We start from the raw sequence: 21582 nt of genomic DNA, 5'->3' as shown, positions 1-21582 counted from the left end.
AGCTGGTTCCTTAACCTGGATCGGTCACTCTCTGTGTTGCAGGTTGGGATCGCTGCGATCTGTTTCGATCGCGTTCGGTCAAGGTCTCGGGGCGCTTGAGGGTTTCCCCCACGTCGTAGCGGGTGGGCCGCTGCCGGTTGGGGAGTCCGGGCGGTCTGCCGGGGCCGGGGCGGGCAGGTTTGGGTGCGCGGGCGGGACTGCCGAGGCGAGGGCGGATGTTCCTGAACCATCGCCGCACCCGGGTTGGGGTGAGTGCAGTGCCGGGGCGGGTGGTCTTCTCCCAGGGCTTGCGCTGATCGGCTGCCAGTGGGAGTGCGAGGCGGAGCTGGGTGTGGGCTGCGACGACGAGCCAGGTCCAGCGGTCCGCGGCCTGAGGGTCGCGAAGTCGGGGGCGGGTCCAGCCCAGGGACTGTTTGAACAGGCGGAATGTGTGCTCCAGGTCGAATCTTCGCAGGTAGCAGGACCAGATGAAGTCGACGTCGTCCGGGTTGGCGCCGATGGCGGAGGACCACAGCCAGACGAGTGGCGCGTCCCGGTCGCCGGGCAGGCGGTCGACCTTGAGCCGGATCAACGTGCCCTCAACCAGGGGAAGTTCTCCGTCTTGTTCGATCCAGGCCGAGCGGTGGGTGAACCGAGGATGGACCCGGTCCCATGCGCGGGCCTCAGCCTTGCCGTAGCGGGAGGTGTCATTCACTGTGACCACTGCCGGTTCCGGCCAGGTCTCTGGCTTCGCGAGGCGGAACTTCGGCCCGTGTTTGGGCGGTCGGCCGCCCTTGGGGTCGTAGACGCGCGGCGGCTTCGGCAGCCGCAGGACCCGGTCGGAGCGCAGGCGCCCGACGAGCTCGACGGGCAGATCGCGCAGCACCCATGCCAGCCGCATCACGTCATAGCCCGCATCCATCACGACCAGGACGTTCGGGTCGCCGTCCTGCCACTGGCCGGCCGCGACCAGGCGCTCGACCACAACCCGCAGTTGGTCGGCGGTGACGGCCGCGACGTCGTCGGCGGGCCCCAGCCGGACCACGTCCAGAAGCTGTGTCCAGGAGGTGCGGTCCGGGGTGAGCGCGGCGATGAACGAGTACGGCCAGCCCGGCACCACGTGGTCCGATGAGCGGCCGTTGCGGCCGTGGACCAGGCAGAACAGCCGTTCCGGCGAGCAGGCGGCGTCCGACCGCAGCCACGGCGAGACGTCCACGGTGAGTACGATCCGCCCGTCGAACCGCGGAAGTGGCAGCGATATCAGCAGGTCACGCAAGGCTTCGACATCAAGACAGCCACGGTTGAGGGCTCCGTACAGCGAGCCGTACCCGCGGCGGTGCTCGGCCGTCAGTGACAGCTCCACCGGGGTCCGCACCGGGCCGTCCGCACACAGCAGGGCATCGGTGAGTTCGAAGAACGCGTCGGCCCGCGCACGCAGACACCCGTAGAAGCCAGTCCGAAAACGGGACAGGTCCGCGAACGCGTCCCGATCATCGACGCGTTGGAACACGTGCATCACCACGGCCTTCTACGTGGACTCCCCAGAAATCCTTGCAGGGACCAGGGTCACGAGGAGCCGGTCTCGCGTCCGGCGATTACTCGAACGAGCGTCTGCCTGGTCACGAAGGGCCGCCCGCGACGTGGGCCTGCTGGGGAAGTAGCCTCCGACGCATGGCCCGCCCCCTCCGTTCCCTGCACCTGACCACACGCTTCGTGGACGGACGCATCTGCGTCTACGACCTGGCCACAGGTGTCATGGGCATTTTGTCGCCCGTCATGGCCTTTCAGCTATCTTCCGAAGACGACGTTGTGGATCACGCCATTGCCACTGGTCTTCAGCACGCCTACTACACGACCCTCAACGCGCTCGTCTGCGTCGCGGCCGATGGCACCGAAGTGTGGCGTTCGCAGTTCGACCCGCAGTCAGCCCAGCAGCACGGACACCGGCCCGGCTGCATGCTGTCGTGGGACGAACGTGTGGTGTGGGTCTACCGGCCCGACGCCATGGCCGAGCGCAACCGAGCTGACCAGTGGGTGGCCTTCGACGCCGAAGCCGGAACGGTCCTCGCGCAGGTGGACCTGGAAACCGTCGGACACGGCGGGCAGCAACTACGGCACCCAGCCGACGATCACGTCTTCCTCGACGTCGGCGAAGGACAGGACGGCTCGGCCATCTACCGCGCGTTCCTGGACAAGGGCCGGATTGATCTCACCCGATACCCCTGGGACGACCGATGTCTCATCGGCCTTGCACCCGACGGAAACCACTTCATGACCGTCCATCACGAGCAGACCGACGTCGCCGTCCACACCTGTCCCGACGGCGAGGTGACGTTCGCTCTCACCGTCGACGCCTTCGGACACGACCCCGAGCGGATCTATGTGGAATGGAGCGGCGGCTACCTCAGCCCGGACACGCTGATCGTCACGCTTACCGGTGAGACCGAGGACGAGCAGGAATGGGTCCGTCATTACCGCGTCGACGCGCACTCCGGCCACGTCCGCACGGAGTTCCACGCCGGCACCAACAACCCCTACGACATCCAGCCCCTGGGCGACGGAACCTGGCTCACTACAGATGAGTCCGGTCACCCCGTCCGCTGGACCGGCTCGTAGGAGATCTCTCGACAGCTCTGACCAATGACCCTGACCTCGCGAAAATCAGCGGGACGTTAAGGATCAAGCTCAGGGAGGCACGTTGGCTGGGCAGGTCCCCAATTGGGGTGTTCACGAGTGCGTCTGACGTGAGGCGCCAATGGCCGCTTGAAGATCGCTTCCCGGCTCACTGGAGATCGTTTCCCAGAATCGTGCCGTCAGGCGGCAGGTTCGTACGCGTCTGGCGGTCACTGCGATGCTTCACGCCTCGGTGTAGTCGTCGTCGGACCCGTGTCGCGTCACCACACTGACCTCCACGAGCTCCACACTCGCCTGCGCGAACTCCACCCGCACCCCGGCGATGTCCCGGTGGGCTGGTTGTGCTTGGAACAGCGAGGTCAGGGCCAGGCGCAGGCGGTCCTCGGCACCCTCGGAGTACTGCCACTGCAGCCCCCACGGCCTGGGGTCCCGGGCGAGGATGTCCTGCACGTCCCACGGGGTGCCCTCCCGCCGGCTCCGTGCGACCTCGGCGGGGTCGACGACCGTACAGCGGAACGTCACGGTGACGGAGAAACTCCAAGGGCCGGATGCCATGAACGTCCAGCGGGCGAACACGCTCCTGTCGGGGCGGACATTGACCAGGGTCACGGCGGTACGCCGAGTGGGATCGCCCGTCCCCACCATGTACGCCCCCCTGACGTTGTGCACGAGAACCTCATCGCGCCCGGCGATCAGTGGGTCGCGCCGCTCGAGCCGCGCGTCCCGCCGCCATCGCGGCCGCAGCTCGCGGTGGCAGACGATCGGGTAACGGTCCGTCATGCGGGCCACCTCCTGGTCATGGTCAGTACTGCAGAGCCGTCGCCACGTCCTGTCCGATGCGTTCGACGGCGGTGAGGTCGAGCCCGTAGTGCACATAGCGGCCGTGGCGCTCGCCCTGGACGAGGCCCAGGTCGCGCAGGGTGCGCAGATGCCGTGCGACCTGCGGGCGGGTCATCGACAGCCGGTCCGCCAGGTCGGCGGTGGTCATCGCCTGGCGTGCGATGAGGCGGCACAGGCGTACCCGACGCGGATCGGTGAGCGCCAGCATGCGGCTGCGCGCCAGGGTGACGCCGATCTGAGGGGCGTCGACGGGAAAGTGCACGACGGGGGGCAGTCCGGGCTCGTCCTTCACCAGCAGGTGCGGGGCGCCGTAGTGGGTGGGGATCAGCAGCAGTGGCGTACGGGCGGGGCTGACCACTGCGTGGTGCACTTTGTCGAGGACGACCCTTGCGGGGCTGGCCAGGCGGGCGCTGGACGGGCTGAGCGAGAGGAGGGCCGCCTCGGGTCCCTCGTCCGCGAGCCGTCGGCGCATCTGGTGTGCGGCCCGGGACAGGACGGGCTCGGTGCGCGTCCACAACTCGTCGAAGTAGACGCGGCGGCACAGATCGAGGAAGCCGAGGACGTCGGCGCGCAGGGCCTGCGGGTCGCGCAGCAGGTCCGCTGCGAGGGCAGAATGCGGATCCGGCAGCGCGGACGCGGCCGCGCGCAGCGCACGCGCCTGTGTCTGGTCGTGGAGCACCCTGCCGAAGCGGTAAGCGCGGTAGCCGCTGACGCAGGTGTACGCGGTGAGCTCGGCGAAGTGGTCCACGGCGAGCTCCGCCGGCGGCGCGGGAAGCCCTGGATAGAATCCGCGCCAGCGCAGCGGCGTCCACAGCGGGGCGAACCGTCCGAGGCCGGTCCGGAAGGCGGCCGGCGCGGCGGTGGTGGTCCGCTCGGCCCAGTCGGCGTGCTCGGTGTGGTGGGCGTGTCCGGTCAGCACGTGCAGGCTGGCGGCCAGCTCCGCGAGTGGGGACACGGTGACCGTGAACCGGTCGCAGGCGGCGCCTTCCAGGACTATGACGACCGACATGAGCGGGAGTGTACGGCGGCCTCACACCGCCACCCCCTCGAATTCGGCCCGCGCTGCCGCCAGCACGTCCGGCTCCGTGAGCAGCGCGGCGACCACCTCGGCGAGCCCGGCTGCCGCGACCTGCGTGCGGTCGTGGGCCAGGGGCGTCGCCGCGGCTTCCCGGAACGCCTCGGAGTGGGCGGGCGTACCGGCTTCGGCGATCTGGACATACGGGTGGATGACCGGCATCAGCTGCGAGAGGTTGCCGATGTCGGAGGACCCGGCGGGGCTGTCGGGGTCGTAGGGCCCTATGTCCGCGCCGAGCACGCGTACCGCGTCGGCGAACCGCTCCGCGAGAACGGTGTTGTGGCGTCGCTCCGCATAGAGCGGCCCGGTCTCGGAGACCTCAGCCTGTGTCTGCGTGGCGAGCGCGGCCCCCGCCGCGGCGGCCCGCACCCGTTCCACCAGCGCCCCGGCCGACGCGGCCGTACGGTCCCGGACGTACAGATCGACCGCGGCCCGCGTGGGGACCACGTTGGGTGCCTGACCGCCGTCGACGACGATGCCGTGCAGCCGGGCGCTCGGCGGCACGAACTGCCGCATCGAATCCAGGGCGTTGAGGAACAACTGGGCAGCGGCCAGAGCGCTGCGTCCCTGCCACGGCGAGACTGAGGCGTGCGCGCCGACCCCGGTGAACGCGATCCGCAGGTGCGCCGCCGCGAGCCCGGGCCGGCCGGTCAGCCAGCGGTCCCCCGGATGCAACATCACCGCCGCGTCCACCCCACCGAAGACCCCCGCATCCGCCAGCCGCACCTTGCCCGCGCCGCCCATCTCCTCACCCGGGGTGCCGATCACGGCGACCGTGCCCGGGTGCGCGGGCAGCGCCCGTACGACGGCCAGGGCCGCCGCCACCCCGCCGGCCGCGATGAGGTTGTGGCCGCACCCGTGCCCGACGCCGGGCAGCGCGTCGTACTCCGCGAGCACGGCGACACAGGGCCCCGGTCGGCTGCCCGCGTGCAGGGCCACGAAGGCAGTGTCGAGGCCGCCCGCGGGCGTGGTCGCCGTGAAGCCCGCCTCGCCCAGCCAGCGGGTCAGCACCTGTTGGGCGTGGAACTCGGCGAACTTCAGCTCGGGATGCGCGTGGATGGACAGGCTGACGGCGTCCATGCGGGGCCGCAGCACGGCCAGTTCGGCGGACAACGCCTTCACCGAGGACGCTTTCAAGGACGACATGGGAACTCCCCTCGTACGACGCACGGAGTGACGTGCTGTCAGGTACGAGATGAGACTGCGGCCGGGCAGGCACGAGCGGCCGCCGATTACCGCGTCCCAGGCAACCCTCGCCGACCGGACGAACAGATGGGTTCCTATGGACACGGTGCGGAAGCGGTGCGGTCGAGCCGTGCGACACCACGATCGTCGCGATCGGCGGCGGGGGCACGGTTCGCGGTGGTCACAACCGGGAGGGGATCCGGTGAGGCGTACGGAAGCGGCCATGCAGGTGGGGGGACTCGTGCGGGAGCACCGCGCCGATGGCGCGCGACGCCTGCGGCAGGCGGGCAGCTGGCTGAGGGGCGGGACCGTGAGCGAGGAGGCACTCGATGGAATTGCAGTCCTCGGACGGGATGGTGACCGGAGAACAGGTATCCCCGCTGGTACGTCACCACCAACACCCCACCGCCCTGGTGAAGGCCATCACCCAGAGCGTGTCCGACCCGGCGCCCCCGCCGCGCTGGAGAGACTCGACGCTCCCTGGGCTGCGCGAGGCTGCCCAGCTCACCCCCGTCACACCGCCCGCGCCCTCGGTTCCGACCCCGCTCGACATCCAGCGCGCCCGCACCCGAAGGACGCCGACACTCGGCACCCGCAGCGTCCCGCGCTGGAGCACCGCCACCCTTCCTCCGGCGTCCGCTGCCCCACATACGGCCACACGCCGCTGATCCGTCACTGCCCACGACCAACAACACCCGCCCTAAGAAAGGATCTTGTGACGCTCAGCCCGCTGGGTGCTCTCGACGACCACGACGTGGTCGAGGTCCTGCCCCGCCACTTCTTGTCAGCTCTGGGCGTGTTGCTGCCGCTGCGCTGATTCCGGTGAACGCTGCTGGAACTGCCCGATCCCCCTGCCCGCACTGCCGGACCGAAGCTGCGCGACCATCCGCCCTCGGCACAACAACCATCCAGGGCAGGGTAATTGACGACAAACGGTGGTCTACTGTAGGATATGCGCCCTACGGGCGACACGCGGGACACGCTGTTGATGGGTGCGGCCTTCGGAGGGTTCGCGGCGGTACTACTCCTCGTCGTCGAGTTGTTCTTGCGATTGCCGTGGCAGTGGATAGTGCCCCTCCCCGCCAGCGCGCTCGTGTTCGGGGTTTTGCTCGCCGCCATGTCGCTGGGCGACGATGAGCGCGAGGCGGACCGGCGGGAGAGCAGTCGCGTGTGCCTGCTCGCCTGGGCGTGCCTCAACGGGGGGCGTTGCGAGACCGACTCGTCGGCGTTCACCACCGACGGGGAAGGGCGGGAGCTGCTGGCGAGCCGGCTTTTCCGCGGCACACTGCTGGCCGTGGGCTACCGGGAGGGCGTCCAGGTGGGCATCGCCTGCGCCATGAGCGAGGACCCCAAGGCGGAATCCTTTTGGTGCATGACGGTCCTGGTCCGCCTCCGCGAGGAGCATTCGCCTACACGGGTGCAGTACCGGAAGGTACACCGACTGGGCCTGCCGCCGGACGTGGAGTCGGTGGCGATGGCCGACCGGGAACTGTGCGTGCGGTACGCGGGCTGGCCGGAGGATTTTGTGGCGCTGAATAGGCGGGTCGACGCAGTCGTTAGGCTGGCGGCGAGCCTGCAGGAGGCATGACGCGGACGCAGACTCGTTCACTGTATCGGCTCCGGCTCCCCTCCGTAAACGTTGCTCGCCGGACCTACAAAAGTCCGCAAGCCCCTCAACTGACACTAAGGTTTCTCAGGGTGGCCACTGTTCGGGTGACTGGCACTGTGGCCACAACGCACAAGGCTCCCGTGCCGTTGAGGGAGGTGTTCGAAGTCTCAACCCATCGGTGCAGGAGCCTTGTTGGTCCCTCATCCTGCCGCACTCGACCTGCCCCATGCGCTCATCGAGTGGCTGACGATGCTCATCGTCACCCGCGAGGGTGACCGCCGCTGCAAGCTCCCGCCCCACCAGCGTGCCCTGGTCGCTCTGGTGTACCTGCCCAAACACGAGCCCCTCGCGCAGATCGCCGCCGGGTTCGGCATCTCGGTCGGCACCGCGCACGCCTACACCACCGCTGTCATCGATCTCCTGGCCGCCCGCGCGCCCGGTCTGCTGCGAGTTCTGCCCGAGGCAGACCCTGAATTCGTCCTGCTCGACGGCACCCTGGCCGAGTGCGACCGCCTCGACGACGGCCGCGCCGACTATTCGGCCAAGCACCGCCGCCACGGGGTCAACGTGCAGGTGGTCACCGACCCACGCGGCGAGGTGCTGTGGCTGTCACCGGCCCTGCCGGGGCGCTGCCATGACCTGACCGCGGCCCGTGCCCATCGGATCATCAGGATCTGCGAGCGCCAAGGGGTGCCGATCCTGGCCGACCGCGCTTACATCGGTGCTGGCGCGTGGGTGACCACACCGGCCAGACGGCCTCCGGGAGGCGAACTGTCGCCCACCCAACAGACCGTCAACCGGGCGCTCTCGAAGGCGCGGGCTCCGGTCGAAGGCGGAGTCGCCCGTCTGAAGTCCTGGCGGATCTTCCGTAAAGCGCGGTGCAGCCCGAATCGAATGACGTCAATCGCAGCAGCGGTCCTCACTCTGGAGCGGCAACGCTGAAAGACCTCAGTAGTTGGAGGTGAGTGGCCCGCTCTTGTCAGCGTAAATGGATACCCATGCGCGCTGGCAGGACGGGCCTTCGTCGTGAGGGTCCCGCGAAGAACGACCGACGTGGGGAGAACAGAAGAGTGGGACCCGCACAGCACCCGGCTCATCGGGCCGCCGTCCTGGAAGGTGGCTCTGTATGAACCTGGACTTCGTGTTGCCCGTCGTGTCGGCTGCGGCAGCCGTGACCGCGGCCGTGTATTACTTCGGCCGCAAGGTGCTGAAAGGCACCGAGGCCCTGCTGTTGGACCTGGTACCGGAGAGCCATGCGCTGGGCAAGGTCCGCGCCGCCTGGCGACAGACCCGCCAGTCCGAGGCGGTCACCGGGCGGGAGGAGGACCCGCCCAGTTGAGTCCGAGGTCGGCGAGCTGCTGGAGTTTGTCGGCGGTGAGCTTGTCGCGCCTCGATTTTGCGTTCGAAAGGAACACGCCGAGCTTCACGGAGTGCTGACTCTCACGGTCCTGTCTCGTGAAGTTCTCACCCAGGTGTCATTCTCGATGAGTACCAGGAGCGTCTGTATGCAGGGGAAGTGGGGGAGTTGCTCCTGACATTAGACGAGAATGACTGACGCATGGCTATGAGAATTTCCTGTTCAGCTCCAGGAGAATCACAATACGAGGGCGGCTGTGACCTGCGTCTTTGCTCTATAGGTGGTCTTCTTCAAGTATGGCCTCCACTCGATTTCGCGCTGGGCTGTGGGTGCCCCGCCGTGACGGCTCCCTATCGGTCGGCATGCTGACCTGGCGGATAGGGATGGCCTCGGCGAACTTGGCCAGGTTGTTGCCGAACCCGCGTCAGCCCCGCGCGCTAGTCCTGCGACGACGAAGATTGGAGTTCCGTGTCCCCCGCTCGCGCGGGCTTTTCAAGCGTGAACCGATGCTGGCGTCACGGATCGAGTCACTCCCGCTCGCGCGGGCTCTCCAGGAACGTGCGGGGCCGTTCGGTCAGGGCGGTCGGGTCACTCCTGCTCGCGCAGGCTCTACGGTGCGGGTGTTGCCGGCCGGGTCTCGGCCCTCGAGACCACTCCAGCCCAGCGCGGGCCGTACCTCTACGTCTGAACACTGAGGACCAGAAATCGAGTCCCTCTCGCGCGGGCTCTACGTCCACCACAACCCCCACGATGTCCGTCAGATCGAGTCACTCCCGCCGCGCGGGCCCTACAGGCGTCTGTAGGGCGCGAACCAGCTTCTGGACGGGGCATTCCCGCTCGCGAGGGCTCTACCCCGAGTTCGCCCGGCGTGACGGCTTCGGCTATGGGCCACTCCCTCTCGCGCGGACCGCATGCTCCGGTGATGTCTCCTCCGGTGTCGTCGATCGAGTCACCCCTGCTCGCGCGGGCTCTACCCCGAGACAATCGTCGTCGACCGGGGCAAGGTCGGTCACCCCCGCTCGCGCGGGCGCTACGTCCGGATCGAGGCTCCCCTGCTGTACACCTTCGCGTCACTCCCGCTCGCGCGGGCTTTACGTCCACCTCAACCCCCACGACGTCCGCCAGATCGAGTCACTCCCGCTCGCGCGGGCCCTATACGCGCCTGTAGGGCGCGAACCAGCTTCTGGACGGAACATTCCCGCTCGCGCGGGCTCTACTATCGGCCGGAGTCGCTGGTGTGACTGGAGGGTGAGTCACTCCCGCTCGCGCAGGCTCTACCTCGGTGGGCATACGCCACCACTGCAGAGACTCGCGTCACTCCCGCTTGCGCGGGCTCTACCCCAACGTCGAAGTGAACTTGGAGTATATGGCCGAGTCACTCCCGCTTGCGCGGGCGCTAGAGACGGTCGCAGTCAGTCGGAGTCCACGCAACCGCGCGTCATTCCCGCTCTCGCGGACTCTGCAACCCGGTGTGGCCGACGGAGTGGCAGCGGCACGGGTCACTCCCGCTCACGCGGGCTCTAACGGAAGCCGATCGACTCCCAGAGGGCGGCGATCGAGTCATTCCCGCTCGCGCGGGCTCTACGTCCAGATCACCGGCCCCCATCTCGACGACATCGCGTCATTCCCGCTCGCGCGGGCCCTACGTCTTCGTAACGGTGTGGCTGGTCTCGGGGAACGCGTCACTCCCGCTCCCGCGGGCTCTACAACGACGTCTTCGCCTGGGTCGTCGCCCGAGTCGCGTCACTCCCGCTCGCGCGGGCTCTACGAGCACCTCGCCGAGGCCGTCGACCGCGTCTTCGCGTCACTCCCGCTCGCGCGGGTTCTACCCTTCTTGGCCTGGGCACTCTGGGGCACTTTGCCTGTCATTTGCTCGCGACCGGCTAGGGAAATGATGTCACATCAGAGGTTGAGGCCGTACGAGATGTACGGGTAGAGCGTGGATTCTAGCGGGCGCGAGGCTGATTGCTCTGCTTTTGCGTGATCATGTTGTCGTGGGTTCCGCGAGGTGGCAGCGTGTGGAGATGGGAGCTGTTGAGGACGCCCGGTACGACGGTGTTGATCGTCGTCCCTGCGGGAAGTTCGATCGTGCGACGCTGAGGGTGTATTCGCTGCTGTTCCACTTGATCGATGTGGGTGCGGTGGCCGCGGTGCTGTGGGACCGGTTCCTGACCTCGAGCCAACGTAAGGTCATCAGCGCCGGGTTCAACGTCTCGCAGGAGCATGCGCGTTCGCTGGTGTCATTCCTGGCGGCCATGCATGACATCGGAAAGCTAATTCCGAGTTGGCAGTTCTTTGAGCCCTCAGTACGCATACGGCTGGGGGAGGACCTGCTGGCGGACATGGGGCGGGTGGTGCACGTGCCGCACGCGCGCGCGTCGATGCATGCGGGGCTGCATCTGCTGGGCGAGCTGGGATTCGCCGTCGGCGGTAACGACAGTCCCGCTGTCCGTGCTGCTCAGTCTTTGGGTGGGCACCACGGCCGGTTCCTGCAACTCGACGTGGACGGGGCGGCATCCGCTCACCGGGTGCAGGCCACCCTGGGCGGGCCTGTATGGCAGGACCTGCGCCGCCGTTACACCCGGCTGCTGTGGCACCTGTTCGGTGTCGACGAGGCTCCGGATCGGGTGTCGGTCGAGGCTGCGGTGCTGATCACGGGTCTGACGATGGTCGCCGACCGGGTCGCGAGCCAGCGCCGCTATTGGGTGCCCAACGCGGACACTCCGTCCTTCGGGGCTGCCGAGCACCACAGTCACGCCCGCAGGCAGGCCGAGGAGGAGGTCGAGCGGCTCGGACTTACGCGCTTCGCTTTGGACCGGGTCCCGTTCACCACCGCCCACCCGGGACTTGAGGAACCCAACGCTCTTCAGGCCTCCGTGCTGGAGGAGTTGCCGCGGCTGGTCGCCGAGCGGGGGAGTGGCATCGCGGTGGTCACGGATGCCATGGGGGCGGGAAAGAGCGTGACCGCCCTGGAGATGGCGCGGATCTTCAACGAGCACTGTGGCACTCAGGGGGTGATGTGGCTGCTCCCGGCCACGGCTGCCGCCGACCAGGCGTACGAGGTCCTGGACCGGTACGTGCGAGCCCACCGGCCCGAGTACGCCCCCGTGATGCTGGTGCACCACCACAGCGACCTCAACGAGGCCTACACCGGCCGAAGTCTGTCCCCGGCGGACATGTCCGTTCTGGACGGCCCCCCCGACAACCCGTTCACCGACGACCCGGACGATCTTGCGGCCGGCGACGAGACGGAGTCAGGGCCGGGCATCGCCGGTCCTGACCGATGGCTGCGCGGAGGGGACAACGCGCTCCTGGCCCAGTACACCGTCTCCACCACCGACCAGGCACAGATGGCTGTCCTGCCCGTCCGCTACAGCGCGCTGCGCATGCTGGCCCTGTCGGGCAAGACGGTCGTGGTCGACGAAGCCCACGCGCTGGACTCGTTCAGCCAGCTCCAGTTGCTGCGCCTGCTGCACTGGCTGGGAGCCCTTAGCTGCCCGGTTGTCCTGCTGTCGGCGACGATGCCTGCGTCCACCGCCACCGAGCTGGTACGGGCCTACCTGTCCGGAGCCGGCCAAACTGGTCTCCACGGTGCCTCGTTCGCCCCCCGCTACCCCGGGTGGCTGTTCGCGGACGCGGCAACCGCCACCGCCCACCGCATGTCCGAACCGGCCCACGGCCGGCAAAAGGCCGCTCAGCGCAGGGCCGCTCACATCCGCATCCGCCCGGTCACTTACCGGCGCCTGGAACAGGCCGGCCGCACCGTCGACCGGGGGGAGCGCCTGGCCGTGATCGCCGACACGCTCCAGCCGGTGGCCGGCCACGGCGGATGCGCGGCCGTGGTGTGCGCGACCGTCGCCGACGCGCAGGACACCTACCAGTACCTGCGCCGCACATGGACCGGCCCGCCGCACGACCTGGTCCTCGTCCACGCCCGGGTCCGGGGGTGGCGACGGCAGAGCATGCTGCGAGACCTCCGGACCCGGCTGGGGCCCGTCGGCCCGCGCCCGGCGCGCCTCGTGTTCGTCACCACCAGCCTCCTCGACATGAGCCTGGACCTTGATGTCGACCTGATGGTCAGCGATCTCGCTTCTCTGGCACGCCTGCTGCAGCGCCTGGGGCGCCTGGGCCGTTTCACCCGTCTGTGGGCCGGGCAGGACCGCCGCCCCGCCTGGTGGGACCGTGACAACAGCCCGACGTTGACGGTGCTGAACCCGGTCAACTCCCGCGGCGCGACCGCTCTGCCGCCCGGGTGGGGCACGGTCGAGCCTGCCGTCACCCTCCACGAAACCGCCCGGCTCCTCCTCACCCTGGAGAAGGAACCCCTTCTTGTACCTGACGATGTCCAGGCCCTCGTCGAACAGGTCCACGGTGTCACCTCCGGTTTCGCGGCGGAAACGACGCGTCTGCAGCAGATGGCAGCCACCCACCAGAGGCGCACCAGTCGTCAGCAGCAGCTCAGCGCGATCCACCTGGCGCCCCCGGCGATACGGGTCTCTTCCCTGGCCGACCTGCACCGTCAGCACCTCACCACCGCCCAGGCGGCCACCCGGCCCGGCATCCTGCCCCGCCGCCTGCTGCCCTGCTACCGCGGCCCCGAGGGCACCCTGACCTTCGACGCAGCCGGCCTTCTCCCGCTCCCGCACCAGGAACACCTCAGCCGGCGCCACCTGCGCAGCATCCTGGAACACACACTGCCTGTCCCGGCCGCCTGGGTCACCCGCGCTTCCGACCGGCATCAGCCGCCCGAAAGCTGGAAGCAGCATCCTCTTCTCGCCGACACCGTGCTGCTGCCCACTGATTTTTCAACACGGGAGAGTGAACAGCGTTTCGGCCATCACTGGCTCCGCATGGACGAAGAACTCGGCCTCCTGCACCGCAAAGACCATCAATGATCACTGCACGTAATACTCAGGGCTGAAAGCATCACGCCACCCTTCGATAGTCGGATTTTCTCACCGGTCGCGAAGCGCTGTGGCGACATGATTCGCTGTGCCGCACGCCACCGAACGCCCGGTCGTACATCGCACACCACTCTGCCCCACAAGGGCGCTGCGATGTCCCCTGCACAGCACCGGCCGCGCTCGGCCCGGTCGCCGTGTTGCCCCGCAGCAGCAAACCAGCCGAGAACATGCCCTGGTCCCGGCTGCCCGCACCCCGCCTCCTCACGTTCCTCCCTCTTTCCGGAAGTCACCCCCTTGCCCTCGTTATCCCCGCCCGCCACGTTCAGCGCAGCCGACAGTCCCTGGATCGACGTCCGCTCCGGTCACGAGTACGACCAAGTGGGCCTGCGGACCCTGTTCCTGGACGCCCACCGCATCGACGATCTCGCCCTGCCTCACCCGCCGGCAGCCTCAGCGCTGCTGAGGGTCGCGGCCGTCTTCACCGCCCGGATCACCGGCCTGGACGACCCCGAACTCACAGCCTCCCAGTGGAACGCCCTGCGCCGCCGCTGCCTGGTCCGGGGCCGTTTCGATCCGGACGCCGTCCACGCCTACTTCGACCAGCACGGCTGGGACGTCTTCGACCCGGTCCGGCCCTGGCTGCAGGACTCCTCGCTGCGCACCCAGTGCCCCCACAGCACCGGCATCAACGTCTTCGTGCCCGGGCGCCCCGCCGGCAACAACCTGGCCTGGTTCAGCCCGCACAGCCATCACACCGCCGAACCCGTTCCCACCGCCGAGGCCCTGCAGATCCTGCTCATCCACCGCTACTACGGGCGTTCCGGCAAAGGCACCCCCCGCACTCTGGACGGTGCCACCAGCATGAAGCAGACCAGCGGGCCACTGCGCTCCAGCGTGTCCTTCCACCCCCTGGGCCGCACCCTGCACGAAACGCTCCTCACCGGTGTCCCCGCCTTCACCGGCGACGAGCAGCCACCCGGCGCTGACGCCTGCCCGTGGGAAGAACCCGCACCGCCCGACCCGCAGGCCCCGCTCCGCGCGCCGACCTGGCCCGGCCGGCAACTGACCGGACTGAGCCGGCACGCGATCCTCCTCGTGCCTGGCCAGGGCGGAACCACCGTCACCGACGCTTACATCACCTGGGCCACACAGCAGCCCAAGCAGATCACCACCGACCCCTACCTCGCCTACCGCTTCATCCCCGAACGCAAGAACGTCGCCCGGCGCCGCACCATCCGCCGCGCCGACGCCTCCCGCGCATGGTGGCGCGACCTGGAGACACTGCTCCTGGCTCCGGATGAACACGGCACGCACCGCCGGCCGGCCATCTTCGATACCCTCAACGACCTTCCTGAACCCGTGCGGCGCAGCCTGCGGATCCGCGTCCACGGATTCGACCAGGACGGCAAGGTCATCGACCGGCAGTGGTACACCGCCCTCACCCCACCCCTGCTGAACTGGACCCAGGAACACGACCCGGTCAAAGCCCAGCGCATCGCCGAGTGCTGCCGGGAGGCCGAACACGCAGCGCACCGGCTGGCGACCGTCGCCAAACAGGCCTGGGACACCGTCACCCGCAGCCGCACCACGCAGCCCCCCTGGGCGGGCAAGGCTCTGACCCGGTACTGGCCGAGGGCCGAGACGGTGTTCTGGCGGCTTCTGGACGAGCCCGGCACCGGGGCACCCGCCGCCTTCGCGGCCGCAGCCGCGGCCGCTCTGCGCGAGGTCACCGAAGCCGCCCGGATCCGTCACGCCTCCGCGGGCCGCGCCGTTGCCCATGCCGTCAGGGACCTCTACCGCCAGCCCTCGACACCCCGGAAGGCTGCCTGATGCCCACCGCAGCCGAACACCGCGCCTCCTGCGACGCGTTCGTCGCCCACATCCACCTCCTGTGCGCCGAGCCCGGCGTCCGCGTCCGCCTCAGCAGAGGGAGGGGCCGGCCCGTCGAGGACTGTGCCCCCATGGACCGCTACCTGGCCCGGCGCACCGCACGCCGCGCCGGGCGCCGCGCCTACTACACCGTCGCGAGCCTCATCGCGACAGCCGGGCCCCAGGCCCACACCCCGGGCGTGCGCCCCGACCCGGACGACGACGCCGGCCTCGTGAGCCTGGGAGACGACCCCGGAGTCCGCCTCGTCGCCCCCGTCGAACCGGCCCCCGCACCATCGCCGCCGGATCCGGCGGCCTGGTTCGCCAGGCCGAACTTCGGCGCCACCCTCGCCACCGCCGTACACCGAGCCGGCCACGGAGCGCAGCGCACCGAGGATCTCCTGAGCGTCCTGACCCGCCTCAGCGACGACCAGTTGCACCGCCGCCTGCCCGCACCTGTCACACAACTACTGAAGGACGGCATCACCCCCGACTGGGGTGTCCTCCTCCACGACCTGGTGCAACGCCCCCACCAGCGTGACCAGGTCGGATTGCGCTGGCGCGACGCCTTCTACCTCGCCACCCCCGAACCCCGGCGCTCCTGACACCCCCGCACCAACCGGCCCCGCCCCTCCCTGCCGGCGCTCCCCACCGGGACACCCCGGTGCACGCCGCCACGGCGACCCATGCCCCGGAACCGTCCGGTGCCCCTCGGGCCCCGCCCGACCGCCCAGGCCGCCCGACCGCCCGGACCGGCCGGCGGCACACAGACAAATCCCGGCCCTTCACACAGCCCACGGCACCCCGTACTTCGCGGGCCCGTATCAGCGCCATGCCCGCCGCCCCAGTGAAAGAAGCACACCCATGCACACCCCGGCACGATTTCTCGACCTGCACATCCTCCACCCTGTGACCGCGGCGAACCTCAACCGCGACGCGGACGGCGATCCCAAGACCATCTCCTTCGGGAACGCGATCCGGGCCCTCGTCTCGTCCCAGGCATGGAAGCGCCCCATCCGCCTCAACGTCGAACAGGACCTGGGCGAGCACGCCGCCCGCACCCGCGAGGTGCCGCCCCTGGTCACCCGGAAACTGCAGGAAGCCCAGTGGCCCGAGGACCTCGCCGCGTTCGCCTCGGCACAGATCGTCCACTCGGCCAAGAAGGGCGGCCTGAAGCACAACGACAAGGAGGGCTACCGCACCCAGGCCATGCTCTTCCTCCCCACGGACGTCATCGACGACCTCGTCGCCCTGTGCGAAAAACACCGCCCCGAACTCGAAGAAGCACTCGCCGCCCACACCCCCAAAAAGAAGATCGACGCGGTCCTGCCCGCCAAAGACCTCGCCGCGCACCTGACCCGCCGCACCGCGAGCATCAACCTGTTCGGGCGGATGCTCGCCGAACTGTCCGCCGGCCACGTCGAAGCAGCCGTACAGATGGCCCCCGCCTTCTCCGTGCACCAAAGCGACCCGCAGCCCGACTTCTTCACCGCGGTGGAAGACCTGCCCCAGGACGCAGACCCGGGCAGCGCCCATCTCCAGACCGCGTTCCTGACCACCAGCGTCTTCTACCGTTTCGCGACCATCAACATCACCGACCTCCACCACAACCTCGGATCCGGCACCCCCGCCGACACGGTCAACGAACTCGTCGAGCTCTTCGTCCAGCACTTCATCCTGAGCATGCCGGGCGGCAAAAAAACGTCCACCGCACCGCACACCGTCCCCGACCTCGTCCACTACGCCGTCCGCGACCGCCGCTCCGTCTCCTACGGCGCCGCCTTCGAACAGCCAGTCAAAGCCGCCCCTCAAGGCGGCTACACCGCCCCCGCCCGCCAGACGCTCACCGACTACGCCGCCACCATCACCCGCCTGCTCGGCACCCGCCACCTCGTCGCCCACGGACATACCGGGACCTTCACCAAGCCCATCAAGGACCTCGGCACCCACCACACGTCCTTCGACGACCTCGCCGCCGCCAGCGCCACCGCCGCGACCGCCGCTCTGACCCCCGCAGACCGGCCGTGACCGGCCTTGTCCTGCGCCTGGCAGGCCTGCTGCAGTCCTACGGCGAACGCGGCGTCTTCCACTACCGCGACACGTGCGCCTTCCCCACCCGCTCCTCACTCATCGGCATGTTCGCCGCGGCCCAGGGCCGCCCCCGCGAACACGCCCTCGACCCCTACCCCCACCTGCGGGCACCGGGCGACACCACCTCCCCGAGCCACCGCGACCTGACCCTCACCATCCGCGTCGACCAGCCCGGCACCCTGTACCGAGACTTCCACACCGTCGGCGGCGGCCACCCCAAAGACCAGAGCCTCCTCACCGGTGACGGCACCCGACGCAAGCTCACCGCCTCCACGCTCGTCTCCCACCGCGACTACCTCACCGGCGCCGTCTTCACCGTCGCCGTCGAAGGACCCGACCTCCTCATCAGCCACATCGCCGAAACCCTCGAACGGCCCCGCTTCGGACTGTTCCTCGGCCGCCGCGTCTGCCTGCCCGACGAACCCCTCGTCCTCAACGCGGGCAGCCCCGACCCCGTCGACGAACTTCTCACCCGCACCCCCCTCACCCGTAACCGGCCCCCCGGCTCCACCGACACCCATGTGCCCACCACGTTCGTCTGGGAACACCCGCCCCCCGGCGCCGACCCCGCCACCCCGCCCGACCGGGAAAGCACCAGCGAACCCACCAACCTCACCCGCCATGCCCGACGCCACCTGCCACGCCCCTTGTGGATGAGCACCGAGCCCCTGCCCGCCCACCTCTGCGCAGGACCCCGACCGATCGACGCCCTCACCACGTACGTGCACGGAGAACCCGCATGACCAGCCTCACCCACATCACCATCGACCCCCACCACGCAGCGGCCAGAGCCGACCTCGCCGACGTCAACAGCCTCCACAAGACCCTCATGCGCCTGGTCCCCGACCAGGCCGGCCCCACCCCCCGGGCCACAGCCGGCCTGCTTTTCCGCACAGAACCCGGACCCGGCCCCACCCTTCTCGTGCAAACAGCCCACACACCCGACCTCACCGCCCTGCCCACCAGCTACGGCACAGCCCGCACCATCGACCTCACCCCCCTGCTGAACTTCCTCACCCCCGGGCGCACCATGCGCTACCGCATCACCGCCGCCCCCACCACCGCACGCTCCGCAGGCAATCCCACACCCCACCCCGTCACCGGAAAACGCCGCGGCAAAATCACCCACCTCACCGGCGACGACGCCATCGCCTGGTGGCAACGCCGCGCCACAGACGCCGGACTCGAACCCGTCACCATCTCCTCCCTCCCCAGGCCCTTCCCCCGCACCCACCTCGCACGCTCGGCCCCCTACTTCAGGCTGACCCAGTTCGACGGCCTCGCCCGCATCACCGACACCGGCCTCCTCACCCACGCACTGAAGAACGGCATCGGCAGGGCAAAAACCTACGGAGCCGGCCTTCTCTCACTTGCCCCCGCCTGACCCCCGACCAGAAAACACATCCGTCATGCCGCAAATCCCTGACCAGAACGCCCTGCGTGCTGCCGCCATCCACCGCCTCTACACCCTCGAGAAGTCAGAACGGCTCACCCGCTCCCGGCTCATCGGTGTTGCCGACGCCTTCGGCGTCGACCCCCGCACCGTCGACCGCTGGCTCGCCAACGCCCGCGCCAACAACGGCACCTACCAACCCCGAGGCCGACCCTGCTTCATCCTCACCCCGCTCATGCTCGACGCGGTGGCCCGCTGGCGCGGCAACGCCACCGCCGCATGGAGGGAACTACGCGCCGACGGCCACCCCGTCCCGTCCCTGCCCACCTTCCACCGCGCCGCGAACAGAGCCCTCACCCCCGGAGTACGTGCCGGCCTCCGCGGCGGCGAGAAGGCCCGCCGACGCTATGACGTGTCCGGTGAACGCGACCGCCACCACCGCAACTACGCCTGGGAAACCGACCACGTCGAAGCCAGCGTCAAAGTCCGCATCGACGGCCACATCCGCAAACCATGGATCACCTTCTTCGTCGACTGCGCCGCCTCAGCCATCTGCGGCCTCGCCATCAGCCCGCAACGTCCCAGCCGCGAAGGCGTCCTCGTCGCCATCCGCGACGCCGTCCTCATCGACGAACACCACGGGCCGTTCGGCGGCATCCCCACGTATGTGCGCGTCGACGGCGGCAAAGAATTCCTGTGCGCCACAGTCAAGGAAGCACTCGGCGTCCTGGGATCCGAAATCATCGAGCTGCCCCCCTTCAACCCCGAGGGCAAAGGCAACGTCGAAGCAGTCAACGGAGCCATCAAAAAGACACTGTTCGCCGGCATGCCCGGCTACACCCACGCACCCACCCTCCTCGGCGGGAAACCCGTCGACCCCGACCAACCACTGCTCCACTTCGAAGCGTTCGTCGGCCGGGTCCTCGAATGGGTCCACCGCTGGAACCACGAGAACACCCCCAGGGGCCTGGGAGGCCAGACTCCCCGCCAAGCGTGGGACGCCGACCCCGCACTCATCGACACTGTCACCGCCGAAGATCTCCACACCTACACCCTCGAACGCCACGGCAAGCCCCTGGTCATCAACAACGGTGGTGTCCGCTGGCACAAGCGCAACTACATCGCCGACTGGATGCACGGCCGTGTCGGCGAAAAGGTAGACCTGCGCTACCTCCCGCACCACGATCACCGCGTCGAGCTCTACGACCCGCAAACCGGCCGCCACCTCGGCGCCGCCGTCATGGCCGGACAAGCGACCCGTGAACAGACACTCAACCTCAAACGAGCCCGGCGACGCGAAGCCGACCGCCTGCGCACCCAGCTGAAGAAGGCAGAGAAGAACCGCAACACCCGCTACGCCGCCGCAACCCGCCCTGCCCCGCCCGTGCCCCTGGACGTGATGCCCGAGGAAGAGGCCATCGAGCACCTGCGGGCCCTCGACGGCTTCGACCCGGTAGCAGAGGCACTGCCCGACCTCATCCAACTGCCCGAACCCGACGCCGAATGGACCCTTCCCCTCAACCCCAACACCGCGCCCTCACCCCAACCGCCGACACACCCCCAGGACCAGCCGTGAGCACCCCCACCACCTCGCCCCGCCCCAGCCAGCTCCCCCCACCCAGTCAGGACCACTACCTGGGTCTCACCGGAGCCAACGCCATGGCCACCAAAGCCGTAGCCGAAACCGAAGCCCGCATCCTCAAGGCCATCAAGCACAACGCCATGGTCTGCATCCACGGACACGTCGGCCTCGGCAAAACCTTCGCCGTCCACACCGTCCTACGCCGCCGCGCCCCCGAAACCACCGTCCGGCTGCGCTACAACAACGGCGCAAACATGAACGAAATCCGAACCCAGCTCTGGCGCCGCCTCGACCTGCCGGGAGAACCACCGCAGTCCGTCGGTCCCTGCGACCAGCAGATCCAAGACGCACTCGAAGCAGAACCCCGCGTCCTGCTCATCGATGAAGTACAAGGACTCGGGACGAAGGCACTGGAATACTTCCGCAACCTGTGGGGCGACGACGCCCGCCGAGCGGCCATCATCCTCGTCGGCAGCGGCAACGCCCGGCAGAAAATCCTCAACAACCCGGCCCTGCACTCCCGAATCCTCGACTGGTACCAATTCAGCCCCCTCACGCCGACCGAAGTCCAGGCCGTCATCCCCGCCTACCAGCAGACCTGGGCCGGTACGCAGCCCGAACTGATCCTCTACGCCGATGACATGGCCGGCCACGGATCGTTCCGGAACTGGGCAAGAATCACCCTCCTCCTCCACGACGCACTCGAGGAGAACCCCGACCTCGCCCTCAGCAAGGACCTCATCCGCTGGGTACTCAGCCGCATCGACCCCACCACCCGCCACACCCCGCAACGCAGCTGACCGCACCGTTCCCCCGGCAGGAGCGAAACCCGCCTGTGGGTGCCCCAGAACGGACGGGCGGGGAGGCGCCGTTCAGCAGCACCTGCCGGGCTTGGAGTATCAGGGACGAGGTTGCCCCGGCCGTGGGGGGGGGGGGGGGGGGGCCCCCCCCCCCGCCCCGCGCCCCCCCCCCCCCCCCCCCCCCCCCCCCCCCCGCCGCCGTGCGCGAACACGAACTTGCCGTTCTCCACGCGGTGCGGGCCGATGGCGGCGGCCACCAGTGGG

General features: G+C 69.1%; 17 protein-coding genes. 13 read left to right on the top strand and 4 right to left on the bottom strand.

The genetic code is table 11. The features are described 5' to 3' along the window. Nucleotides 1–10: 10 nt before the first annotated feature. Nucleotides 11–1495, bottom strand: coding sequence for an NF041680 family putative transposase (locus ACH4YP_RS40255; RefSeq protein WP_398496069.1), 1485 nt, complete (start codon nt 1493–1495; stop codon nt 11–13). A 155-nt stretch (nt 1496–1650) separates the two neighbouring features. Between ACH4YP_RS40255 and ACH4YP_RS40250 the strand changes: the two genes are divergently transcribed. After that, nucleotides 1651–2595 carry a hypothetical protein gene (locus ACH4YP_RS40250; RefSeq protein ID WP_398496067.1) on the top strand — a complete coding sequence of 315 codons (945 nt, stop codon included), beginning with the start codon at nt 1651–1653 and terminating at the stop codon, nt 2593–2595. 240 nt (nt 2596–2835) lie between these two features. Here the strand turns inward: ACH4YP_RS40250 and ACH4YP_RS40245 are convergent, their stop codons facing one another. From ACH4YP_RS40245 to ACH4YP_RS40235, 3 genes are read right to left on the bottom strand one after another with little or no spacing between them, the layout of a single operon-like run. Beyond that, nucleotides 2836–3393, bottom strand: coding sequence for a hypothetical protein (locus ACH4YP_RS40245; protein WP_398496065.1), 558 nt, complete (start codon nt 3391–3393; stop codon nt 2836–2838). Between the two features lie 22 nt (nt 3394–3415). After that, nucleotides 3416–4462, bottom strand: coding sequence for a DUF5937 family protein (locus tag ACH4YP_RS40240; RefSeq protein WP_398496063.1), 1047 nt, complete (start codon nt 4460–4462; stop codon nt 3416–3418). 21 nt (nt 4463–4483) lie between these two features. After that, complete coding sequence (locus tag ACH4YP_RS40235; protein WP_398496061.1) at nt 4484–5674, bottom strand: amidohydrolase; 1191 nt, start codon at nt 5672–5674, stop codon at nt 4484–4486. 368 nt (nt 5675–6042) lie between these two features. Here ACH4YP_RS40235 and ACH4YP_RS40230 point away from each other — a divergent pair, with 368 nt between their 5' ends. From ACH4YP_RS40230 to ACH4YP_RS40175, 12 genes are all read left to right on the top strand, one after another. Further along, entirely contained in the window at nt 6043–6381 is a 339-nt protein-coding gene (locus ACH4YP_RS40230) for a hypothetical protein (RefSeq protein WP_398496059.1), read from the top strand. A gap of 284 nt (nt 6382–6665) precedes the next feature. Further along, nucleotides 6666–7301: a hypothetical protein gene (locus tag ACH4YP_RS40225; protein WP_398496058.1), complete on the top strand. Its 636-nt coding sequence runs from the start codon at nt 6666–6668 to the stop codon at nt 7299–7301. 213 nt (nt 7302–7514) lie between these two features. Further along, nucleotides 7515–8264, top strand: a complete 750-nt coding sequence (locus ACH4YP_RS40220; RefSeq protein WP_398496056.1) for a transposase family protein — start codon at nt 7515–7517, stop codon at nt 8262–8264. A gap of 184 nt (nt 8265–8448) precedes the next feature. After that, entirely contained in the window at nt 8449–8661 is a 213-nt protein-coding gene (locus ACH4YP_RS40215; RefSeq protein ID WP_398496054.1) for a hypothetical protein, read from the top strand. A gap of 2042 nt (nt 8662–10703) precedes the next feature. Next, on the top strand, nt 10704–13574 hold the full coding sequence (locus tag ACH4YP_RS40210; protein WP_398496052.1) for a CRISPR-associated endonuclease Cas3'': 2871 nt from the start codon (nt 10704–10706) through the stop codon (nt 13572–13574). A 303-nt stretch (nt 13575–13877) separates the two neighbouring features. After that, nucleotides 13878–15413: a type I-E CRISPR-associated protein Cse1/CasA gene (casA, locus tag ACH4YP_RS40205; RefSeq protein ID WP_398496051.1), complete on the top strand. Its 1536-nt coding sequence runs from the start codon at nt 13878–13880 to the stop codon at nt 15411–15413. Then, entirely contained in the window at nt 15413–16057 is a 645-nt protein-coding gene (gene casB, locus ACH4YP_RS40200) for a type I-E CRISPR-associated protein Cse2/CasB (protein WP_398496049.1), read from the top strand. The genes casA and casB overlap by 1 nt, the downstream gene beginning before the upstream one ends. A 259-nt stretch (nt 16058–16316) precedes the next feature. Further along, complete coding sequence (gene cas7e / locus ACH4YP_RS40195) at nt 16317–17480, top strand: type I-E CRISPR-associated protein Cas7/Cse4/CasC (protein ID WP_398496047.1); 1164 nt, start codon at nt 16317–16319, stop codon at nt 17478–17480. After that, nucleotides 17477–18286 (top strand): type I-E CRISPR-associated protein Cas5/CasD, encoded by an 810-nt coding sequence (gene cas5e / locus ACH4YP_RS40190; protein WP_398496045.1) that lies wholly within the window; start codon nt 17477–17479, stop codon nt 18284–18286. Before cas7e ends, cas5e begins: the two co-directional genes overlap by 4 nt. Beyond that, on the top strand, nt 18283–18927 hold the full coding sequence (cas6e, locus tag ACH4YP_RS40185) for a type I-E CRISPR-associated protein Cas6/Cse3/CasE (protein ID WP_398496044.1): 645 nt from the start codon (nt 18283–18285) through the stop codon (nt 18925–18927). The genes cas5e and cas6e overlap by 4 nt, the downstream gene beginning before the upstream one ends. A gap of 25 nt (nt 18928–18952) precedes the next feature. Further along, nucleotides 18953–20512, top strand: a complete 1560-nt coding sequence (locus tag ACH4YP_RS40180) for a Mu transposase C-terminal domain-containing protein (protein ID WP_398496042.1) — start codon at nt 18953–18955, stop codon at nt 20510–20512. Next, nucleotides 20509–21318: an AAA family ATPase gene (locus tag ACH4YP_RS40175; RefSeq protein WP_398496040.1), complete on the top strand. Its 810-nt coding sequence runs from the start codon at nt 20509–20511 to the stop codon at nt 21316–21318. Before ACH4YP_RS40180 ends, ACH4YP_RS40175 begins: the two co-directional genes overlap by 4 nt. Nucleotides 21319–21582 lie beyond the last annotated feature (264 nt).

The organism is Streptomyces sp. NPDC020747, from assembly GCF_044334695.1.
Lineage (GTDB): Bacteria > Actinomycetota > Actinomycetes > Streptomycetales > Streptomycetaceae > Streptomyces.
This window is presented reverse-complemented; position numbering and strand designations above follow the sequence as displayed.